Origin of the sequence: Janthinobacterium sp. PC23-8, assembly GCF_002250505.1 — a bacterium.
Lineage (GTDB): Bacteria > Pseudomonadota > Gammaproteobacteria > Burkholderiales > Burkholderiaceae_D > Janthinobacterium.
The window spans coordinates 547048-564816 of record NZ_NJGY01000004.1 but is presented as its reverse complement, the minus strand read 5'-3'; the positions used below and the strand labels follow the sequence as shown (position 1 = coordinate 564816).

Sequence of the window (17769 nt, the reverse complement as noted above, 5' to 3'; positions counted from 1 at the left end):
GCATTTCAGGCCTGCAGGAATGCCAGCAGCAGCCTGGTAAACGCCGGTTCGGCTTCGATATTGGACAGGTGCGACGCTGCCACGGTCGCCACCTCGGCATGGACAATCGCCTGCTGCATTTGCCTGGCGTCGGCCAGCGTGGTGACGCTGTCCTGGCTGCCGGCGATGATCAGGGTGGGCGCACTGATCGCCCCGATGTCGCCGCGCAAGTCGGCGCTGGCCAGGGCCTCGCAGCAGGCGGCATAGCCATCGGCGTCCTGGGCGGCCAGGCTGGCCAGCATGGCCGTGACGATGGCCGGCTGCGCGGCGATGAAGCCTGGTGTAAACCAGCGAGCGCCAGCGCCTGCCGCAATCTCGGCCATGCCGCCGGTGCGCACCGTGTGCGCACGGCTGAGCCAGCCTTGCGCCGTGCCGATCCGGCCTGCCGTATTGGCCAGCACCAGCTTGTGCAGGCGATGCGGTGCGTGCACGCCCAGCCACTGTGCCGTGACGCCGCCCATCGACAGGCCGCAGAAATGCGCCTTGCCGATCGCCAGGTGATCGAGCAGGTCGAGCGCGTCCTGGCCCAGCATGGCAATGGTGCAGGGTGCGGTGCCGGCGTGGCTGGCGCTGCCGCCATGGCCGCGCGTGTCATGGCGCAGCACATGGAAGTGCTGCGCCAGGGCTTCGGCCTGGGCGTCCCACATGCTCAGCTCAGTGCCCAGCGAGTTTGACAGCATCACGCACGGCTTGCGCGGATCACCTTCGCTGCGGTAATGCCGCAGATAGCCCTTGATGTATGCCTGTGGCATATGCTGCTCCTAGCCCTGGTCGCCGCCACCGACAGGCAGCACGCTGCCCGTGATGTAGGACGCTTCGTCGGACGCGAGAAACAGGATCGCGCCTACCTGTTCGGCGATGCTGCCATAGCGGTGCATGGCGCTGCTGGCGATGGTCTGCTCGACGATGCCCTGGTACCACAGCTGCTCCTGCTCGCTGAGCGGCTGCTGGTTGCGCGGGATCGTGCGAGGCGGTGCTTCGGTGCCGCCGGTGGCGACCGCATTGACGCGGATGCCGTGCTGCGCGTGCTCGAGCGCCAGGCTGGCCGTCAGCGCGTTGACTCCGCCCTTCGCCGCAGCGTAGGGTACGCGGTAAATGCTGCGCGTGGCGATCGAGGAGACATTGACGATGGCGCCGGCGCCTTGTTCCAGCATGGCCGGCAGCACCGCCCGGCAGCACCACAGGGTAGGGAACAGCGAACGGCGGATTTCCGCTTCGATCTGCTCCTCCTGGTAGGCCTCGAAAGGCTGGGCCCAGATGGTGCCGCCGACATTGTTGATCAGCACATCGATACGGCCAAAATCATTGATGGCCTGCGTTGCCAGCTGGCGCGCGCCGGCGTATTGTTCGAGGTCGGCCTTGCACACGCTCACGCGCGCACCCAGCGCAACGGCCTCGGCCGCCACCTGTTCAACCAGGTCGGCGCGGTCGGCCAGCACCAGTTGCGCGCCTTCACGCGCGGCGGCCAGGGCAACGCCGCGGCCTATGCCTTGCGCCGCGCCGGTCACCAGCAGCACCTTGCCGGAAAATCGTTGACGATCACTCATTGTTCACGCTCCGCTGCTTGCCGAAAATTTTTCATAATAGAAGTTGGCGGGCACCATACCCGTCTGCGTGAGCCAGCTGCGGACCGCATCGACCATGCCGGCCGGGCCGCACAGGTAGACGTCGACATCGCCCGCATTCATCCAGGATGGTTCCACATGCGCCGTCGCGTAGCCCTTGCGCGCATGGGCGCTGTCGCTGGCCGCCACGCAGGTGATGTACGCGAACTGCGGGTGGGCGGCGGCGATGCGGTCGAGCTGTTCCAGCTCCACCAGGTCGTGCTCATTGGTCACCGCATAGACCAGGCGTACCGGCTGCGTGAAGCCGTGCGCCGCCAGCACGCCGAGCATCGACAGGAAGGGGGCGATGCCGGTGCCGCCCGCCAGCATCAGCAGCGGGCGCTGTACCGGCCGCAGATAGAAGCTGCCGTACGGGCCGGTGAAGCTGGCCGGCGCGCCTGGCTGGGCAGTGTGCGACAGGTAGCCGCTCATCTGCCCGCCAGGGACGTTGCGCACCACAAACTGCGCCTGCGCCGCGCCTGGCACCGAACTGAAGGAATACGAGCGCGTCAGGGTGGTGCCTGGAATGGCCACGTTGACGTACTGGCCGGGCAGGAAGTCGAGCGCCTCCGGAGCGGCCAGGTCGATCGCAAAGGCGATCGTCGACGGCGACAGGTGGCGCACCGCCGCCACCGTGCCGGCGTAGCTGGCCACGCCGGTCTTGCAGGCCGAGGACGTGGCGGGGATTCTGATCACGCAGTCCGATCGCGGGCGCATCTGGCAGGCCAGGATATGGCCCTGGGCCGCTTCTTCGGGCGTAAGCGCATCGTCGATATAGCTCGATGCGGGCAAATCGTAGCTGCCCGATTCGCATTGGCCGCGGCAGGTGCCGCAGGCGCCATCGCGGCAATCGAGCGGGATATTGATCTTCTGGCGATACGCGGCGTCGGCCAGCTTTTCATTGTCGTTACAGGAAATGAAGCGGGTGATCCCGTCTTCGAATTGCAGGGCGATGTGATGACTCATCGTCGGTCTCCTTGCTCGCTAGAGCATGTCAAATGTGGTACACGTCGATGACCTGGTTGATATAGTCGTTCTTGAGAACGACATATTTGTTCAGGATCTGCGGTTGCGCGCCGGAAAAATCGATGACGTAGCGCGACATGCCGAAGTAGCCATAGTCGCGCTTGTAGCGGTGGCTCAGCGTATGCCAGTTGAAACGCACCGTGCACACCGCGCCTTCCTGTTTTTCCAGTTCGATATTGGCGATATTGTGGCTGGTCCGCGTATCGGGCATGGTGGCGCTGGAACGCTCGGTCTTGATGCGGAAGACGCGGTCCTCCAGCCCCTGGCGGGTCGGATAGAAGATCAGCGAAATTTCGCGCTGCGGGTCGCTGATCAGGGTGCCGTCGTCATCCCAGGCCGGCATCCAGAACTGCGCGTCGGGGTGGTAGCATTCCAGCCACTGATCCCATTGTTCATCGTCGAGCAAGCGGCTTTCGCGGTACAGGAAGCTGGCGATGTCGTGCGATGCGATGGCGCTCATGGCTGCTCTCCTTCGGCCGCCAGCGCCTGTTTCATGACGTCGAGCCAGTAACGGTGTTGTACCGTGTACAAGCCTTCATCTTCGGTGCGCGCGCCGCTCATCAGGGGCTGCAGGCCGATTTCCTGCGCCGCCGCGTCGGCCCCGGTGATCCAGTGCGTGGCGCCGCGGCACATGTCGTTCCATGGCATGGCGCTGCCCGCATAGCCTTGCTGGCAAGCGCGGAACTCTTCCAGGTCGTCCGGCGTCGCCATGCCGCTGGCGTTGAAGAAGTCTTCGTACTGGCGGATGCGCCGTGCACGCGCCTCGGCGTCCTCGCCTTTGGGCGCGATGCAGTAGATCGTCACTTCCGTCTTGTCGACGGAGATCGGCCGCAGCAAACGGATCTGCGAGCCGAATTGATCCATCAGGTAAACGTTCGGATACAGGCACAGATTGCGCGAACGGCTGATCATCCAGTCTGCCGTCGGCTTGCCGAACTGGCGCGCATAGTCGGCGTGGCGCGAAAAGTTCGGCCGGTCTTCCGGATTTGCCCACTGCGTCCACAGCAGCATGTGTCCCTGCTTGAAGGCGTAGAAGCCACCGCCCTGGCGGCCCCAGTTGCCGGCATCCATGGCGCGGATATTGTCTTCGTGCTGGGCCACCTGCTCCTTGCGGCGGTTGGTGGTGGCGGCGTAATTCCAGTGTACTGCCGAGACGTGATAGCCGTCTGCGCCATTTTCAGCCTGCAGCTTCCAGTTGCCATCGAAGGTATAGGTGGAGGCGCCACGCAGCACTTCCAGGCCATCCGGTGACTGGTTGACGATCATGTCGATGATCTTGCTGGCCTCGCCCAGGAATTGTTCGAGCGGCGCCACCTTGTCGTTCAGGCTGCCGAACAGGAAACCCTTGTAGTTGGCGAAGCGCGCGACTTTTTTCAGGTCGTGCGAGCCTTCCTTGTTGAAGCATTCCGGGTAGCCGGCGTTTTCCGGGTCCTTGACCTTCAGCAGCTTGCCGCTGTTATTGAAAGTCCAGCCGTGGAAGGGACAGGTATAGGTGGCCTTGTTGCCGCGCTTGTGGCGGCACAGCTGGGCGCCGCGATGGCTGCAGGCGTTGATGAAGGCATTGAGCTCGCCTTGCCGGTTGCGCGCGATGAAGACGGGCTGGCGGCCGATGTGGGTGGTGTAGTAGTCGTTGTTGTTGGCGACCTGGCTTTCATGCGCCAGGTAGATCCAGTTGCCCTCGAAAATATGCTTCATCTCGAGTTCGAACAGTCTTTCATCGGTGAAGGCGCTGCGGTGCAGGCGATGGTCGCCCGTGGCCTGGTCTTCGACCAGCAAGGCGTCGAGGTCGGGGGCCGGCGCGCTGGCGGGCCGGCAAGGATGGATGGGAATCATGGCGTGCTCTCTAGGCGGCTGCGCGGCTGCGCTCGATTTGCGACGTTGGCGCCGCCGTGGTGTCCGCATACAGGTGGAAATCGAAGTCGATCGATGCGAACGGCTGGCGCAGGTCGTTCGCGGCGATCGCCGCCGGCTCGCTGATGCGCGTTACCGCCGGTACCAGGCCTTCGCGGCTGGCAAAGGCGAAGTCGTCCCACAGGTATTCATCGCCGTCGATGTTGATCTGCGTGGTCAGCTGGCGCTGACCATCGGCGCTGATGAAAAAGTGGATATGGGCCGGACGCTGGCCATGGCGGCCCAGCAGGTCAAGCAGGTACTGTGTGCAGCCGTTGGGAGGACAGCCATAGCCCTTGGGCATGATGCTGCGGAACTGGTAGCGTCCCTGCGCATCGGTGTAGATGGTGCGGCGCAGGTTGAAGGCAGACTGGCTCTGGTCGAAATGCGAGTAGTTGCCCAGCAGATTGGCATGCCAGACCTCGACCTTGGCGCCAGGCAGCGGCTTGCCTTGCTGATCGTATACGATGCCTTGCATCAGCAGCACTTCGGCCTGCGCGCTTTCACTGTCGTCGTCAAGGCGGGCAAAAGCGTCGCTTTCGGGCGCGCCAGCCACGTACAGCGGACCTTCGATGGTACGCGGCGTGCCGCCGTTCAGGCCCGCCTTCGCTTCGGCTTCGTCGGCACGGATGTCCATGAAGCGCTCGAGGCCCAGGCCAGGCGCCAGCAGGCCCAGTTCATGCGAGGTACCCGCCCTGGACAGGAAATCGAGACCGGTCCAGAATTCGGCCGGCTGGATGTCCAGGTCTTCCATCGCCTTGCACAGGTCGCTTACCAGGCGCAGCGTGATCGCTTGCACGCGCGGGTTGGCGGGGCCGGTGGCGGCGTCGACGATCCAGCTTTTTACCAGGGTATCGATGTCATTGTGTGTCATGGTGTCTCCTCTGTGGGGAAGGTGCTGCGGTGGTTAAAGATCGTTTGCGCGGACCGACGATGGGTGCCGGCACAAGGGCATCACGTCGATCTGCATGTAGGGATACAGCGGCAGCGACATCAGCAGCGCATGCAGCTCTTCGTTGCCGGCCACGTCGAAGATGCTGACGTTGGCGTACTGACCGGCGATGCGCCACAGGTGGCGCCATTGGCCGGCGTCCTGCAGTGTTTGCGCCAGCGCTTTCTCTTGCTGCTTGAGTGTGTCTGCCAGCTCGGCCGGCATGGTGGGCGGCAGCCTGACATCCATCCTGACGTGAAACAGCATGGCAATCTCCTCTTAGTGGCGCGCCAGACGGCGCAGTTTGTCGGTGTCGATCTGCACGCCCAGACCGGCGCCGGTAGGCACTTGCAGCATGAAATCGCGGTAGACCAGCGGCTCGCGCAGGATTTCCTGCGTCAGCAGCAGGGGGCCGAACAATTCGGTGTCCCATGCCAGGTCGGCGAAGGTCGAGCACAGGTGGGCGCTGGCGGCCGTGCCGATGCTGCCTTCCAGCATGGTGCCGCCATACAGGCCGATACCGGCCAGTTGCGCCACGGCGGCCACTTGCTGGGCCGGCACCAGGCCGCCCGACTGGGTGATCTTGACGGCATACACATCGGCGCTGCCGGCGCAGGCCAGGCGGAAGGCATCGGCCGGACCGTGCAGCGCTTCATCGGCCATGATGGCGACGTCGAAACGGGCGGCCAGGCGGCCCAGTGCGGCCGGGTTGTCGGCGCGTACCGGTTGTTCGATCAGGTCCACGCCGCCGTCCTGCAGCGCGGCGATGCCGCGCACGGCATCGAGTTCGCTCCAGGCCTGGTTGACGTCGACCCGCACGCTGGCGGCGTCGCCCAGGGCACGCTTGATGGCCAGCACGTGCGATACGTCGTCGGCCACGCTGCGCAAACCGATCTTCAGCTTGAAGATGCGGTGGCGGCGCAGTTCCAGCATGTGCTGCGCTTCGGCGATATCCTGCGCCGTGTCGCCACTGGCCAGGGTCCAGGCCACAGGCAGGGCGTCGCGCACCCGGCCGCCCAGCAATTCGCTCAGCGGCACTCCCAGGCGCTGGCCCTGCGCGTCCAGCAGGGCCGTCTCGATCGCGCATTTGGCGAAGCGGTTGCCCTGAATGACCTTGCGCAGCTTCGCCATGGCCTTGGCCACGGCCGTCGCTTCCATGCCAACGAGCAGGGGAGCGATATGCGTGTCGATATTGACCTTGATACTCTCCGGGCTTTCCTCGCCGTAGTTGAGGCCGCCGATGGTGGTGGCCTCGCCCCAGCCCTCGATGCCGTCGGCGCAACGTATGCGTACCAGGACCAGCGTTTGCGACTGCATGGTGGCGACCGACATCTTGTGGGCGCGGATGGTGGGCACGTCTGCAAGGATGGTTTCTATACTGAGTATCATATTTAATTTGTATAATGTGAGCAGGTATATGTACGATATTCCCCGTCACACCCCGCGTCCAACACTGTTTTGGTATGGATTCAATACTTTATAGGTATGAATATGGAACTGCGTCATTTGCGTTATTTCGTCGCTGTCGCCGAAGAAAAGAATTTCACGCGGGCTGCCGAGCGACTGCATATCGCCCAGCCGCCGCTGAGCCGCCAGATCCAGCAACTGGAAGAAGAACTGGAGGTGCTGTTGATTGAAAAAGGCTCGCGGCCCTTGCGCCTGACCGAGGCGGGGCGGTTCTTTCATGCGCATGCGCAGGAGCTGCTGGCCAAGGCAGCCGACCTGAAAACCATGACCCGGCGCGTCGGCAAGATCGAGCGCACGCTGTCGATCGGCTTTGTCGCGTCCACCTTGTATGGCCTGCTGCCTGAAATCGTGCGGCGTTTTCGCGAGCGCTACCAGGCTGTCGACATCGCCTTCCACGAAATGACCACCATGGAGCAGCTGAAGGCGCTCAAGGAGGGGCGCATCGATGTGGGTTTCGGTCGCCTGAAAAGCGACGACGCGGCGATCCGCCGCATCGTGCTGCGTGAAGAGCCGCTGATCGTCGCGCTGCCATTGGGGCACCGGCTGACCAGGCAAAACGAGCCGCTGAAGATGACTGACCTGCTGCATGACCCCCTGATCGTCTATCCGAAGTCGCCGCGCCCCAGCTTTGCCGACCAGGTACTGGCCACGTTCCGCGACCGCATGATCGTTCCCGAACAGGTGATCGAAGTGCGCGAACTGCAGATCGCCATCGGCCTGGTGGGTGCCGGCCAGGGCATCGCCATCGTGCCCGACAGCCTGCAGGGCATGCAGCGCACTGACGTGGTGTATCGCCCCATCGACGACCGCCGCGCCGTCTCGCCCATCATCTTCAGCGTGCGCGAAATGGACCGCGCGGAAGAACTGGCCAACATGCTCGCCGTGATCTATGAAATCTACGACGCCCTCGGCCTGGTCCACGTCAAGGAAGTGCTGTAGCGTGTGTGCAGGCCTGCATGGACCTGCTCAGGCACTGCTTCACCGATCTGCCTGCAGGCAAGGGACAGGCTAGAACATATGGCGCACGCCCACCAGCACGCCGGACTGGTTCAAGCCGGCGCCGACGGTGCCGCCGGCGTCCAGGGCGATGGCGGCGCCGCCCCTGTTTTGAATGCGGCCGAGCGAGGCATGGACGGCGCTGCGCCGGGACAGGTGATAGGTGGCGCGCAGCACCGCCAGGTTGGAGACCCTGGCAGTGTGCCTGACGTCGAGCCGCGACAGCTGCGCGTCGAGCTGCCACGGACCGTCGAAGGTGTAGGCGGCGCCCAGGTAGTACAGGCCCTGCCGGGTAGCGCTGGCCGCGTCGATGCTGCGCTCGATGGCGCCGCCGCCGATCTTCGCCGGTCCCAGCACCGCGTAGCCGTTCAGCGAGATGCGGCGGTCGGTGTCTGCCGCGCGCGTCAGGCCATTGGCCGCGCCCGGGCCGCCGCGCAACTGGTCGTACGAAGCCGAAGCACCCCAGGTTTTCGTGTCCCAGGCCAGCATGCCCGTCACTTGCCGGCACGCCCTTGCATTGCCCGCCACTTCGCCGGCGCAGCCGGTAGCGGCCGGCCCGCCCGCCGACGAGGCGTCGCGGCCAAAGCTGTAGGTGGCGCCCACGGTCAGCTCCTTGAAGACACCCAGGTAACCGATCGCGTTGTCGCTGCGCGCATTGGGCAGGTACAGGTCGAGGCTGCTGATGCTGAAGATGTTCGGTCCGATGATGTCGGCCTTGGCGGTGGCAAGAAAGGTCATGTTGACCTGCCGGCCCAGCATCAGCTGGCCGTAATGGTTTTTCAGGCCCACCCAGGCGGCGCGGCCAAACAGGCGGTTGCCCTGGCCGGTCGTGCCCGTGTCGGCGCCGATGCCGGTTTCCAGTGCGAAGATGGCCTGCGTGCCGCCGCCCAGCTCTTCGCTGCCGCGAAAACCGATGCGTGAAGGCAGCGAGGCCGTCAGCGACGGCATCTTGAAGACGCTGTCGCCGCCGGCATTGGCATTGGTGGTGTAGGCCACGCCCAGGTCGAGCAGGCCGTACATTGTTACTTGCTGGGCCTGCGCGCCTGTGCAGCAGCATCCTGCCGCGAGCAGTGCCGCGACGGCTGTGGTGTGATTCATATTGTTCTCCCTGATGGTCATGGTGGCGTTACGAATGGGTGGCGGCTGCGCGTGGTGCTGGCGCCGCATGGGCCGATGCCGACTTGCCATGGCGTATCTGCGACACGGCAAGTACGGCGATGACAGCCGGGATGGCGATGGCCATGAAATTCTGCTCCAGCGGCAGCGCCATGCCGACCAGCGTGCCGATGACGATGGGCGCCAGGATGGCGCCGCTGCGGCCCACGCCAGAGGCCCAGCCGATGCCCGTCGAGCGAATCGCCATCGGGTAGAACTGGCCCGCATACGCATAGGTGACGATCTGCGTGCCGATGGTCGAGGCGCCGGCCAGGCCGACCAGCAGGAACAGCACCTCGGCAGGCACCTTGAAGCCCAGCGAGGTAATCGATATTGCCGCCAGCGCGTACATCCCCATCAGCACATATTTGATATTGAAGCGATCGGCCAGCCAGCCGCCGCCGACCGCGCCGATCATGGCGCCGAAGTTCAGCACCAGCACGAAGGTCAGGGCGGAACCGAGGCTGTAGCCGGCGCTGGCCATCAGCTTGGTGAGCCAGGAGCTGAGCGCATAGACCATGAACAGGCACATGAAAAAGGCGATCCAGAACATCACCGTGCTCAAGCCGCGCCCATCCTGGAACAGCTTGCCGATCGGTGCGCCTTCGGCACGCTCGCGCACCGGCAGGGCGAAGCGGTCGCCGGCATCGGGACGATACGAAGGCTCCATGCGCGCGACGATCTGCTTGAGTTCATCGAGGCGGTTTTCGCGGATCAGGAAAGGCATCGATTCGGGCAGGGTCCTGAGGATCACCGGGATCAGCAGCACCGGCAGGCCAGCGGCCAGGAAGACGGATGACCAGCCATAAGTCTCCAGCAGCCCCTTGCCCAGCAGCGCAGCGAGCATGCCGCCTACCGCATAGCCGCTGAACATCAGCGTGACCATGGTGGCGCGGATTTTCCTGGGAGAGTATTCCGTCATTTGCGCCACCACGTTGGGCATCACGCCGCCGATGCCCAGGCCGGCCAGGAAGCGCATGGCGCTGAAGGTGTAGGGGTCGTGGGTGAAGCCCGCCGCCGCCGTAAAGATGCTGAACAGCGCGATGCAGATGGCGATGGCCTTGCGGCGGCCGATGCGGTCGGCGATGGTGCCCAGAAAGATGGCGCCGAACATCATGCCAAACAGGGCCGAACTGACCATGAAGCCGGCGTTCTGCGCCGTCACGCCCATGTCCTTCATGATCGAGGGCAGGGCGATGCCAGCCACGGCCAGGTCGTAGCCGTCGCAGATGATGATGATGGCGCACCATAGCAGCACGCCTGCATGGAAGCGGTTGAAACGGGCCTGGTCGGATAATTCGTGTACATCGATCTGTCGCATGATGCTGGTCTCCTTGGTGTTTTTTGGTCTGTGGGTGCGAACGGCTGCCGGCCATGCAGCCGGCAGCCGTGATTCATGAAAAATGGTGGTGTTGCGTCAGGAGGGCGGCGTGGCTTGCCGCCGCTTGCCATGGAGCAGCCAGCAGGCCAGCATGCCGATCAGGATGCCCCAGAAGGCCGAACCCAGGCCCAGGAAGCGCATCCCCGAGGCCGTGGCGAGGAAGGTAATGACGGCCGCTTCGCGGTGGTCTTCGGCCGCAGCCACGCCAACCAGGTTGAGTGTCATGGCGCCCAGCAAGGCCATGCCGGCCAGCGTGGCCACCAGTTCGCGCGGCAGCGCGGCAAACAGCATCACCAGCGAGCCGCCGCACAGACCAGCGGCAAGGTAGAACAGGCCGTTGGCGACACCGGCGATGTAGCGGCGCGCCGGATCATCGTGGGCATCGCGTCCGGTGCACATGGCGGCGGTGATGGCGGCAATGGCGATCGTGATGCCACCGGTGCAGGCCACGGCCAGCGAGGCGACGCTGCTGGCGGTGAGTATCGGCCGCACCGGGCTGTCGTAGCCTGCGCCCCGCAGCACGGCCATGCCGGGCAGGTACTGTCCTGTCAGGGTGGTCAGCACCAGCGGCAGCGCCAGGCTGAAGGTGCTGGCCCAGGACCAGCTTGGCGCAATGAACTGCGGCCTTGCCAGTTCCACGGTAAAGCCGTCAAAGTGGGTCAGTCCGCCGGCCCAGGCCAGCAGCGCGCCGGTCGCCAGCAGCAGCACGATGCAATAGCGCGGCAGCATGCGCCTGAAGAGCAGGTAGGCGATGATCATGCCGCCGCTGAGCAGGGGCAGCGAACCGATGGCCTTGAACGCATTCAGGCCGAAGGGCAGCAGGATGCCGGCCATCATGCCGCTCGCCACGCCTTTGGGGATGGCGCTCATCAGCCGCTCGAACTGGCCCGACAAGCCGATCACCAGCAGGATGGCGGCGGCGCTCAGGTAGGCGCCGATGGCGTCGCCGATCGACATGGCGGGAAACAGCGTGATGAGCAGCGCCGTACCGGGTGCCGACCAGGCGGTGATGACGGGAATGCGCAGCGTCCAGCTGAGGAAAATGCCGGCGGCGGCAGCACCGATGGAAATGCCCCATACCCACGACGCAAACTGCGCATTGCTCATCTGCGCCGCCTGTGCCGCCTGGTAGAAAATCGCCAGCGGTCCCGCGTAGGAAACCAGTACGGCCATGAAGCCGGCAGCCACTGCGGACACCGACCAGTCGCCCAGCCGCAGTGCGCTTGCCGGCTTGTCATCCGGTGCCTGGCCTGGCGGCGGGCAGGCGGTGCTGCGCGGCCGTGCTTGTGTGCTGTGCGACAAGTCATCACTCCTGCTGTTATCAGATATACGCAGGTTAGATAACTAGTGCGGTGGCGTCCAACACCGATTGGGTATCCAGTCGATACTCAAAAGGTATGCGTCTTTAGCCTGATGGCTTGCGCTACAATCAGCTACGCCGCCTGGCTTGGTGCCCGGCAGCATATTTATTGCAGGTACTTTTGATGATATGGATCGATTTTCCCGCCTTGTCCCGCTTTGCCGCCACCTCGGCGGCGATCACGCAGCCGTGCAGTTGCTGTGCCGTGCCGCTGCTGGCATGGCAGCGCCTGCCGATGTCGCTTGAGCTGGACCGCTTCGAGGAAGTCGGCACCTTGCGCGCCGATCCCTACGAAGAACCAACGTTTGCCGAATACCATCCGCACGGCACGCGCTACGACAGCGCCGCTGCGCCGATTGCGCCGCGTTACTATCCGGCCAACCTCAGCCAGGTGGCGCGCTGCCTGAACTGTGGCCGCTACTATTTGCGCTATAACGAGGCGGGCGGCTATTTCACCGAATTGCGCATCCGCGCACTGCAGCCGTCTTTGCTGGTCGACGCTGCCTGATCCTGGGCCTTGAAAAAAGGCAGCCGGTGCGGAGAACTTGATATTGTGGATTGGTAATTTATTCAAACCATGATATTTTTGGCATGTTTTCCATCGATTACTTCGCCAAAGGCTAATTGCCATGTCCTTCCTGATCGTCCTGGCCGCCCTGGCCTTCCTGATGCTGGCCGCCTACCGCGGCTACAGCGTGATCCTGTTCGCCCCCGTGGCCGCTCTGGGCGCCGTGCTGCTGACCGATGCGTCGGCGGTGGCGCCCGTATTCAGCGGCATCTTCATGGAAAAGATGGTGGGCTTTATCAAGCTGTATTTCCCCGTCTTCCTGCTCGGCGCCGTATTCGGCAAGCTGATTGAAATGTCCGGCTTTTCGCAGTCCATCGTGGTGGCGGCGATCCGCCATATCGGCCGCTCGCGCGCCAATGCCGTGATCGTCGCCGTATGCGGGGCGCTGACCTATGGCGGCGTGTCGCTGTTCGTGGTGGTGTTCGCCGTCTATCCGTTCGCGGCCGAACTCTACCGCCAGAGCAATATCCCCAAGCGCCTGATGCCGGGCGCCATCGCCCTGGGCGCGTTCACCTTCACCATGGACACCTTGCCCGGCACGCCGCAGATCCAGAACATCATTCCCACCACCTTTTTTCAGACCACCGGCTGGGCCGCGCCGTGGCTGGGCACCATCGGCGCCTTCCTGATGATTGTCTGTGGCTTGACGTACCTCGAATGGCGGCGGCGCTCGGTGATGGCCAGCGGCGAAGGCTATGGCGGCGACACCGAGCCGGTGGCCCAGGGATCCGTCCAGCCTGCCGTCACCGCTGCTGGCCGTCGCGCCGCTGATACTGGTCGGCGTGGCAAACTTCCTGCTGACCCAGTGGATACCGCGCTGGTACGGCGCCAGCCATGTCATCACCAGCGATGAATTGCCGGGCCTGCACGCGCCCGTGAGCACATCGATCAGCGCCGTGGTCGACATCTGGGCCGTGGAGGGCGCCTTGCTGCTGGGGATTTTGCTGGTCTGCGCCACCGCGTTCAAGCGTATCAGGGACGGCTTTGCCGAAGGCACCAAGGGCGCGGTCGGCGGCGCCTTGCTGGCCGCCATGAATACGGCCTCCGAATACGGTTTCGGCGGCGTGATCGCCGCGCTGCCCGGCTTTATCGTGGTGCGCGACGCCCTGCGCAGCGTGCCCGACCCACTGGTCAACGCGGCCGTCTCCGTCACCGCCCTGGCCGGTATCACAGGCTCGGCGTCGGGCGGCATGAGCATCGCCCTGGCCGCCATGTCCGACAGTTTTATCGCTGCCGCCCAGCAGGCGAACATTCCGCTCGACGTGATGCACCGCGTGGTGGCCATGGCCAGCGGCGGCATGGACACCCTGCCGCACAACGGCGCCGTGATCACGCTGCTGGCCGTCACGGGACTGACGCACCGGCAGTCGTATCGCGATATTTTCGGGATTACGATCATCAAGACGGGGGTCGTGTTTTTGGTGATTGCGACGTATTATCTGACCGGCTTGGTGTGATAGCCACCGAATGGCAGGCATATACTCATCCTGTGCGACGACACAGATTGTAACGCCAGCATGCAGCAGGCCTGAAAATGATATATGATGATCGTCATGCATAATAAATCATCGCGCCCCCCCGCTGCCAGCCGCAAGGAAGCCACCCACGAACGCATCGTCGAAGTGGCGTCGCGCGCGATCCGTCGCAGCGGTTACAGCGGCACCGGCGTGGCCGACATCATGAAGGAAGCGGGCCTGACGCACGGCGGCTTCTACGCGCACTTTGCGTCGCGCGACGCCTTGCTGGCCGAGGCCGGCGACCGTGCCGGCAGCGACTCGGTGGCGCTGGCGTCGCGCCTGGCCGCCGCCGCGCCGCCGGGGCAGTCGGTGCAGGCGATCATGAAGGCGTATCTGTCGCCCGAACATATCGCCGCCGTCGAAACCGGCTGCCCGGTAGCGGCGCTGGCCTGTGAAATGCCGCGCCAGGCGCCCGAAGTGCGCCATGCCGCCACCCTGCATATCAAGGAAATGATCGACCTGCTGGCGCGCCAGATGCCCGACTGGGGCGATGCGCGCGCCCATGAAGAAGCGATGGCCTTGCTGTGCGCGCTGATCGGCACCACCATGCTGGCGCGGGCGGTGGACGATCCCAGGCTGTCAGCCGCCCTGTGCGCCGCAACCATGAAACAGTTTTCACCAGGTGCCGGGTAATGTCGGCGCTTTTTTTTGCACAATAATATGATGACCATCATATTAAGCCAACCTGCGGCGCATTGTGCGCCGCTCACCATAAAGGAAACAAACATGTCTGCCACTATCCGCAATATTGCTGTCATCACCGGCGCCTCCTCGGGCATCGGCGCCATCTACGCCGACCGTCTTGCCCAGCGCGGCTACGACCTGGTGCTGGTCGCGCGCCGCGCCGACCGCCTGCAGTCCCTGGCTGACGCCATCTCCGTCAAGCATGGCGTGCGAGTCGAGCCGCTGGTCGCCGACCTGGCCACCGAAGCGGGGCAGGACAGCGTGGTGCAATTGCTGGCCAGCGACCCGGCGATCAGCGTGCTGGTCAATAATGCCGGGAGTGCACGGCTGGCGCCGGTTGCCGCCAGCACCGAGCAGGACCTGGCATCCCAGCTGGCGCTGAACATCACGGCGCTGACCCGCCTCACGCACGCGGCCTTGCCTGGCTTCAAAGAGCGCAAGCAGGGCACCATCATCAATATCGCTTCCGTGCTGGGCCTGCATACCTTGCCGATCAGCGCCGTCTACAGCGGCACCAAGTCCTATGTGGTGGCTTTTACGCGCGGTCTGGAACAGGAACTGGAAGGCACGGGCGTGAAAGTCCAGGCGGTACTGCCGGCCGCCACCGCCACCGAGTTGTGGGATGCGTCCGGCGTGCCGCTGGCGGCGCTGGCGCCCGACACCGTGATGGCGGCCGACGCCATGGTCGATGCAGCTTTGTTCGCGCTCGACCAGGGTGAGAGCCTGACCCTGCCATCGGTGGCCGACGCCAGCCTGATCGAACGTCACGAGCAAGCCCGCGTGGCCCTGTTTGCCGCCTCGCAAACCGGCAAGGTCGCGCCGCGTTTGCAACGGCCTTGACCTCGCTACTGCGCTACCCGCAGCAAGACGTCAGCGTGGTGGTGTCCGGTAAAACTGGAAAACAGCTGGCCGCGCAACTGGACCTGCTGGCCCAGTTGCGGCCTTAATGTGGCGTACTGCGCTGGCGTGAGCACCAGCTCAATTTCCCGCACATCCTTGTGCGGCTCACGCTCCGGGCCGCCATCGCCCTGGGTGCAGATGGCGGCCCGGAGCGTCAGGTAAAAGCCGGTTTCGGCTTCGTCGCCTTCGGCGATGCTTTCAAAGTTCGGACGGCCAGGAAACGTTGCCCGATGCAAGGTGCCGCTCAGGGCCACGGTATCGGGTTCATATTTCAGGCAATCGGCGGCATGCGCCGCCGGGCAAAACAGGCTGAAAAACAGCAGCTTCGACAGCTTCATGCGGATGGTCATGGCAGGGTTCCAGTAGGGCCAGGGCTTATGTTAGCGGGGATTTTATAGCGAGCAAGGTGATTTGGTGCACCTTGCTTATCTGTAATGTGGAAGCGGGTTTGGACAAGGACCGCGTGAGGTGAAGTGGTCGGGGGGAGAGGATTCGAACCTCTGGCCTCTGCGTTCAGAACGCGCTTGTCACCACTTTTATCGTGCCACAGATTGCTAGTAAATCATTACAAATCAAAGACTTGGAAGTATTGTGTTCTTTTTTGAGTAAAAATTCGGCAAATCAATATCACTCCCTCCAGACCCACATTTTGCGATATATCAAACTGATTTGATCTGGCCATGGCGTCGCCGTTGGATGTTTGTATTCTGATGGCATGACCTCCACTACCGCCCCTCCTGTCGATAGCGAAACCGCGCCACCTGCGGGGCGGCCTGGCGGCACGCCGTTCGAGCGGCAAATGGTCAGCATCAGCAAGGCAGAGTACATCGAGCTCAAATGGGATGCGCATTACTGGCAGGTGCAGTTTAGCAAGCTAAGCGATCATCGGAATCGAGATATCGAGCGCCTCAAGGATGAGATGGCGCGGCGTGACGAACGTGCCGCGCAAGCCCTGTTGGCGCTACAGGATGCGCTGGACAAAGCGCAAGCGCAGGTCAAGGACTTCCAGCAACGCTTGTTCGGCCGGAAAAGTGAAAAATCGAAGGGACAGCGAGGCAAGCTGCCTGGTCAGCTGGCCGGAACGGGACGACCACGCGGGCATCAGCCTGGGCAGCCCGGCCATGGCCGCACAACGCCAACGACGTTGCCGGCAGTGCTGGAAGTGGTGGATTTGCCGGCGGTGGATAAATGCTGCCCGCAGTGCGGCCTGGCATTGGCGCCGTATGCCGGCAGCGAGGACAGTGAAGTCATCGAAATCGAGGTCAGGGCGTATCGCCGCCTGATCCGGCGCAAACAATACGAACCGGTCTGCCAGTGCTGCGCGTTGCCTGCCATCGTGACTGCGCCCGCGCCGCCGAAGATCATCCCAAAGGGTAAGTACGGTATCTCGATCTGGACCGAACTGATGCTCGATAAATTCCTGTACGGCCGCCCCACGCATCGCCTGCTGCAATCGTGGAAAGCCCTCGGTCTGGACGTGGCGCCGGGCACGGTGGCCGGCGGCTTTGCCTATCTGGCGCCGCTGTTCGATCCACTGATGTCGGCGTTCCGGGAGCGGCAACTGACCGACACCCACTGGTACGCCGACGAAACCGGCTGGCGGGTCTTCGAGCATGTCGAGGTACGGAAAACGAACCGCTGGTATTGATGGGTCTATCGCTCGACGAGCGTGATTTACTTCGACCTCGAACCCAGCCGTGCCGCGACCGTGCCGCAAGCCCACTTCAAGGGACTGTCAGACGGCATCATCGTCTGCGACCGCTACAGCGCATATCAGACCATGGCGCGCCGGCTCGGGCTGCGGCTCGCTTTTTGCTGGGCCCACTTACGGCGCGATTTCCTGACCCTGGCGCTGGGCTATCCCCAACTGCTGAGCTGGTCGCTGGCCTGGGTCGAACGAATCGGCACCTTGTATCATCTCAACGCCGAGCGCCTGGCCGTGCGGACCGACAGCGCCGCCTTTACCCTGGGCACGGTGGCGATCGAACGGCATCTGCAATCGATGGCCGAGTTGCGCGATGCCGAGTTGCGCGATGCCGAGTTACGCGATGGGACGTTGCACCCGGCTGCTGTCAAGGTCATGGTGAGCCTGCGCAAACACTGGCTTGGCTTGACCGTTTTTGTGGCCCATCCCGAGATCAATCTCGACAACTGTCAACAGCGATTTAAAACTGATACAGTTTCGGCGCTTGCAGCGATTTAAAACTGATACACCTCCGTTGCCAGCACGCGCTGGCTTTTCACTTTTCGC

The 17769-nt window shown here is 63.8% G+C and carries 16 protein-coding genes and 2 pseudogenes; 6 read left to right on the top strand and 12 right to left on the bottom strand.

Going from position 1 to position 17769, the window contains the following annotated elements; genetic code table 11:
• Window positions 1-5 precede the first annotated feature (5 nt).
• Genes pcaD through CD932_RS26025 form a run of 8 tightly spaced genes read right to left on the bottom strand, consistent with a single transcriptional unit; the run spans window position 6 to window position 6879 of the window.
• Window positions 6-791, bottom strand: a complete 786-nt coding sequence (pcaD, locus tag CD932_RS26060) for a 3-oxoadipate enol-lactonase (RefSeq protein WP_094445765.1) — start codon at window positions 789-791, stop codon at window positions 6-8.
• Window positions 792-800: 9 nt separating this feature from the next.
• Window positions 801-1586 (bottom strand): 1,6-dihydroxycyclohexa-2,4-diene-1-carboxylate dehydrogenase, encoded by a 786-nt coding sequence (locus tag CD932_RS26055; protein WP_094445764.1) that lies wholly within the window; start codon window positions 1584-1586, stop codon window positions 801-803.
• A gap of 3 nt (window positions 1587-1589) precedes the next feature.
• A complete protein-coding gene (gene benC / locus CD932_RS26050) occupies window positions 1590-2609 on the bottom strand; it encodes a benzoate 1,2-dioxygenase electron transfer component BenC (RefSeq protein WP_094445763.1) in 1020 nt (339 codons plus the stop codon).
• A gap of 28 nt (window positions 2610-2637) precedes the next feature.
• The gene (benB, locus tag CD932_RS26045) at window positions 2638-3129 is read right to left on the bottom strand and encodes a benzoate 1,2-dioxygenase small subunit (protein WP_094445762.1); all 492 of its coding nucleotides are present in this window, start codon (window positions 3127-3129) and stop codon (window positions 2638-2640) included.
• The gene (gene benA, locus CD932_RS26040) at window positions 3126-4502 is read right to left on the bottom strand and encodes a benzoate 1,2-dioxygenase large subunit (protein WP_094445761.1); all 1377 of its coding nucleotides are present in this window, start codon (window positions 4500-4502) and stop codon (window positions 3126-3128) included. The genes benB and benA overlap by 4 nt, the downstream gene beginning before the upstream one ends.
• A gap of 10 nt (window positions 4503-4512) precedes the next feature.
• A complete protein-coding gene (gene catA / locus CD932_RS26035) occupies window positions 4513-5433 on the bottom strand; it encodes a catechol 1,2-dioxygenase (RefSeq protein WP_094445760.1) in 921 nt (306 codons plus the stop codon).
• Between the two features lie 33 nt (window positions 5434-5466).
• The gene (gene catC, locus CD932_RS26030; RefSeq protein ID WP_094445759.1) at window positions 5467-5757 is read right to left on the bottom strand and encodes a muconolactone Delta-isomerase; all 291 of its coding nucleotides are present in this window, start codon (window positions 5755-5757) and stop codon (window positions 5467-5469) included.
• A gap of 12 nt (window positions 5758-5769) precedes the next feature.
• Window positions 5770-6879, bottom strand: a complete 1110-nt coding sequence (locus tag CD932_RS26025; protein ID WP_094445758.1) for a muconate/chloromuconate family cycloisomerase — start codon at window positions 6877-6879, stop codon at window positions 5770-5772.
• A gap of 102 nt (window positions 6880-6981) precedes the next feature.
• Here CD932_RS26025 and CD932_RS26020 point away from each other — a divergent pair, with 102 nt between their 5' ends.
• Window positions 6982-7896, top strand: a complete 915-nt coding sequence (locus tag CD932_RS26020; protein WP_094445884.1) for a LysR family transcriptional regulator — start codon at window positions 6982-6984, stop codon at window positions 7894-7896.
• A 69-nt stretch (window positions 7897-7965) separates the two neighbouring features.
• Here the strand turns inward: CD932_RS26020 and CD932_RS26015 are convergent, their stop codons facing one another.
• The 3 genes from CD932_RS26015 to CD932_RS26005 all read right to left on the bottom strand — a co-directional run bounded on the left by CD932_RS26015 (window position 7966) and on the right by CD932_RS26005 (window position 11707).
• The gene (locus CD932_RS26015) at window positions 7966-9051 is read right to left on the bottom strand and encodes a porin (RefSeq protein ID WP_094445883.1); all 1086 of its coding nucleotides are present in this window, start codon (window positions 9049-9051) and stop codon (window positions 7966-7968) included.
• Window positions 9052-9079: 28 nt separating this feature from the next.
• Window positions 9080-10429: an MFS transporter gene (locus CD932_RS26010; RefSeq protein ID WP_094445757.1), complete on the bottom strand. Its 1350-nt coding sequence runs from the start codon at window positions 10427-10429 to the stop codon at window positions 9080-9082.
• Window positions 10430-10525: 96 nt separating this feature from the next.
• Window positions 10526-11707, bottom strand: a complete 1182-nt coding sequence (locus CD932_RS26005) for a benzoate/H(+) symporter BenE family transporter (RefSeq protein ID WP_254926777.1) — start codon at window positions 11705-11707, stop codon at window positions 10526-10528.
• Between the two features lie 266 nt (window positions 11708-11973).
• Between CD932_RS26005 and CD932_RS26000 the strand changes: the two genes are divergently transcribed.
• The 4 genes and pseudogenes from CD932_RS26000 (at window position 11974) to CD932_RS25985 (ending at window position 15458) form a co-directional block, all read left to right on the top strand.
• Window positions 11974-12357: a hypothetical protein gene (locus CD932_RS26000; RefSeq protein ID WP_094445756.1), complete on the top strand. Its 384-nt coding sequence runs from the start codon at window positions 11974-11976 to the stop codon at window positions 12355-12357.
• A gap of 121 nt (window positions 12358-12478) precedes the next feature.
• Window positions 12479-13874, top strand: a pseudogene (locus CD932_RS25995) (GntP family permease).
• Window positions 13875-13970: 96 nt separating this feature from the next.
• On the top strand, window positions 13971-14567 hold the full coding sequence (locus tag CD932_RS25990) for a TetR/AcrR family transcriptional regulator (RefSeq protein ID WP_254926769.1): 597 nt from the start codon (window positions 13971-13973) through the stop codon (window positions 14565-14567).
• 93 nt (window positions 14568-14660) lie between these two features.
• Entirely contained in the window at window positions 14661-15458 is a 798-nt protein-coding gene (locus CD932_RS25985) for an SDR family oxidoreductase (protein ID WP_094445754.1), read from the top strand.
• Between the two features lie 5 nt (window positions 15459-15463).
• On the opposite strand, the gene CD932_RS25980 is transcribed toward CD932_RS25985, so the two are convergent.
• A complete protein-coding gene (locus CD932_RS25980) occupies window positions 15464-15868 on the bottom strand; it encodes a DUF4431 domain-containing protein (protein WP_094445753.1) in 405 nt (134 codons plus the stop codon).
• Window positions 15869-16233: 365 nt separating this feature from the next.
• Here CD932_RS25980 and CD932_RS29575 point away from each other — a divergent pair.
• Window positions 16234-17721 (top strand): annotated as a pseudogene (locus tag CD932_RS29575) (IS66 family transposase).
• Window positions 17722-17769: the final 48 nt, after the last annotated feature.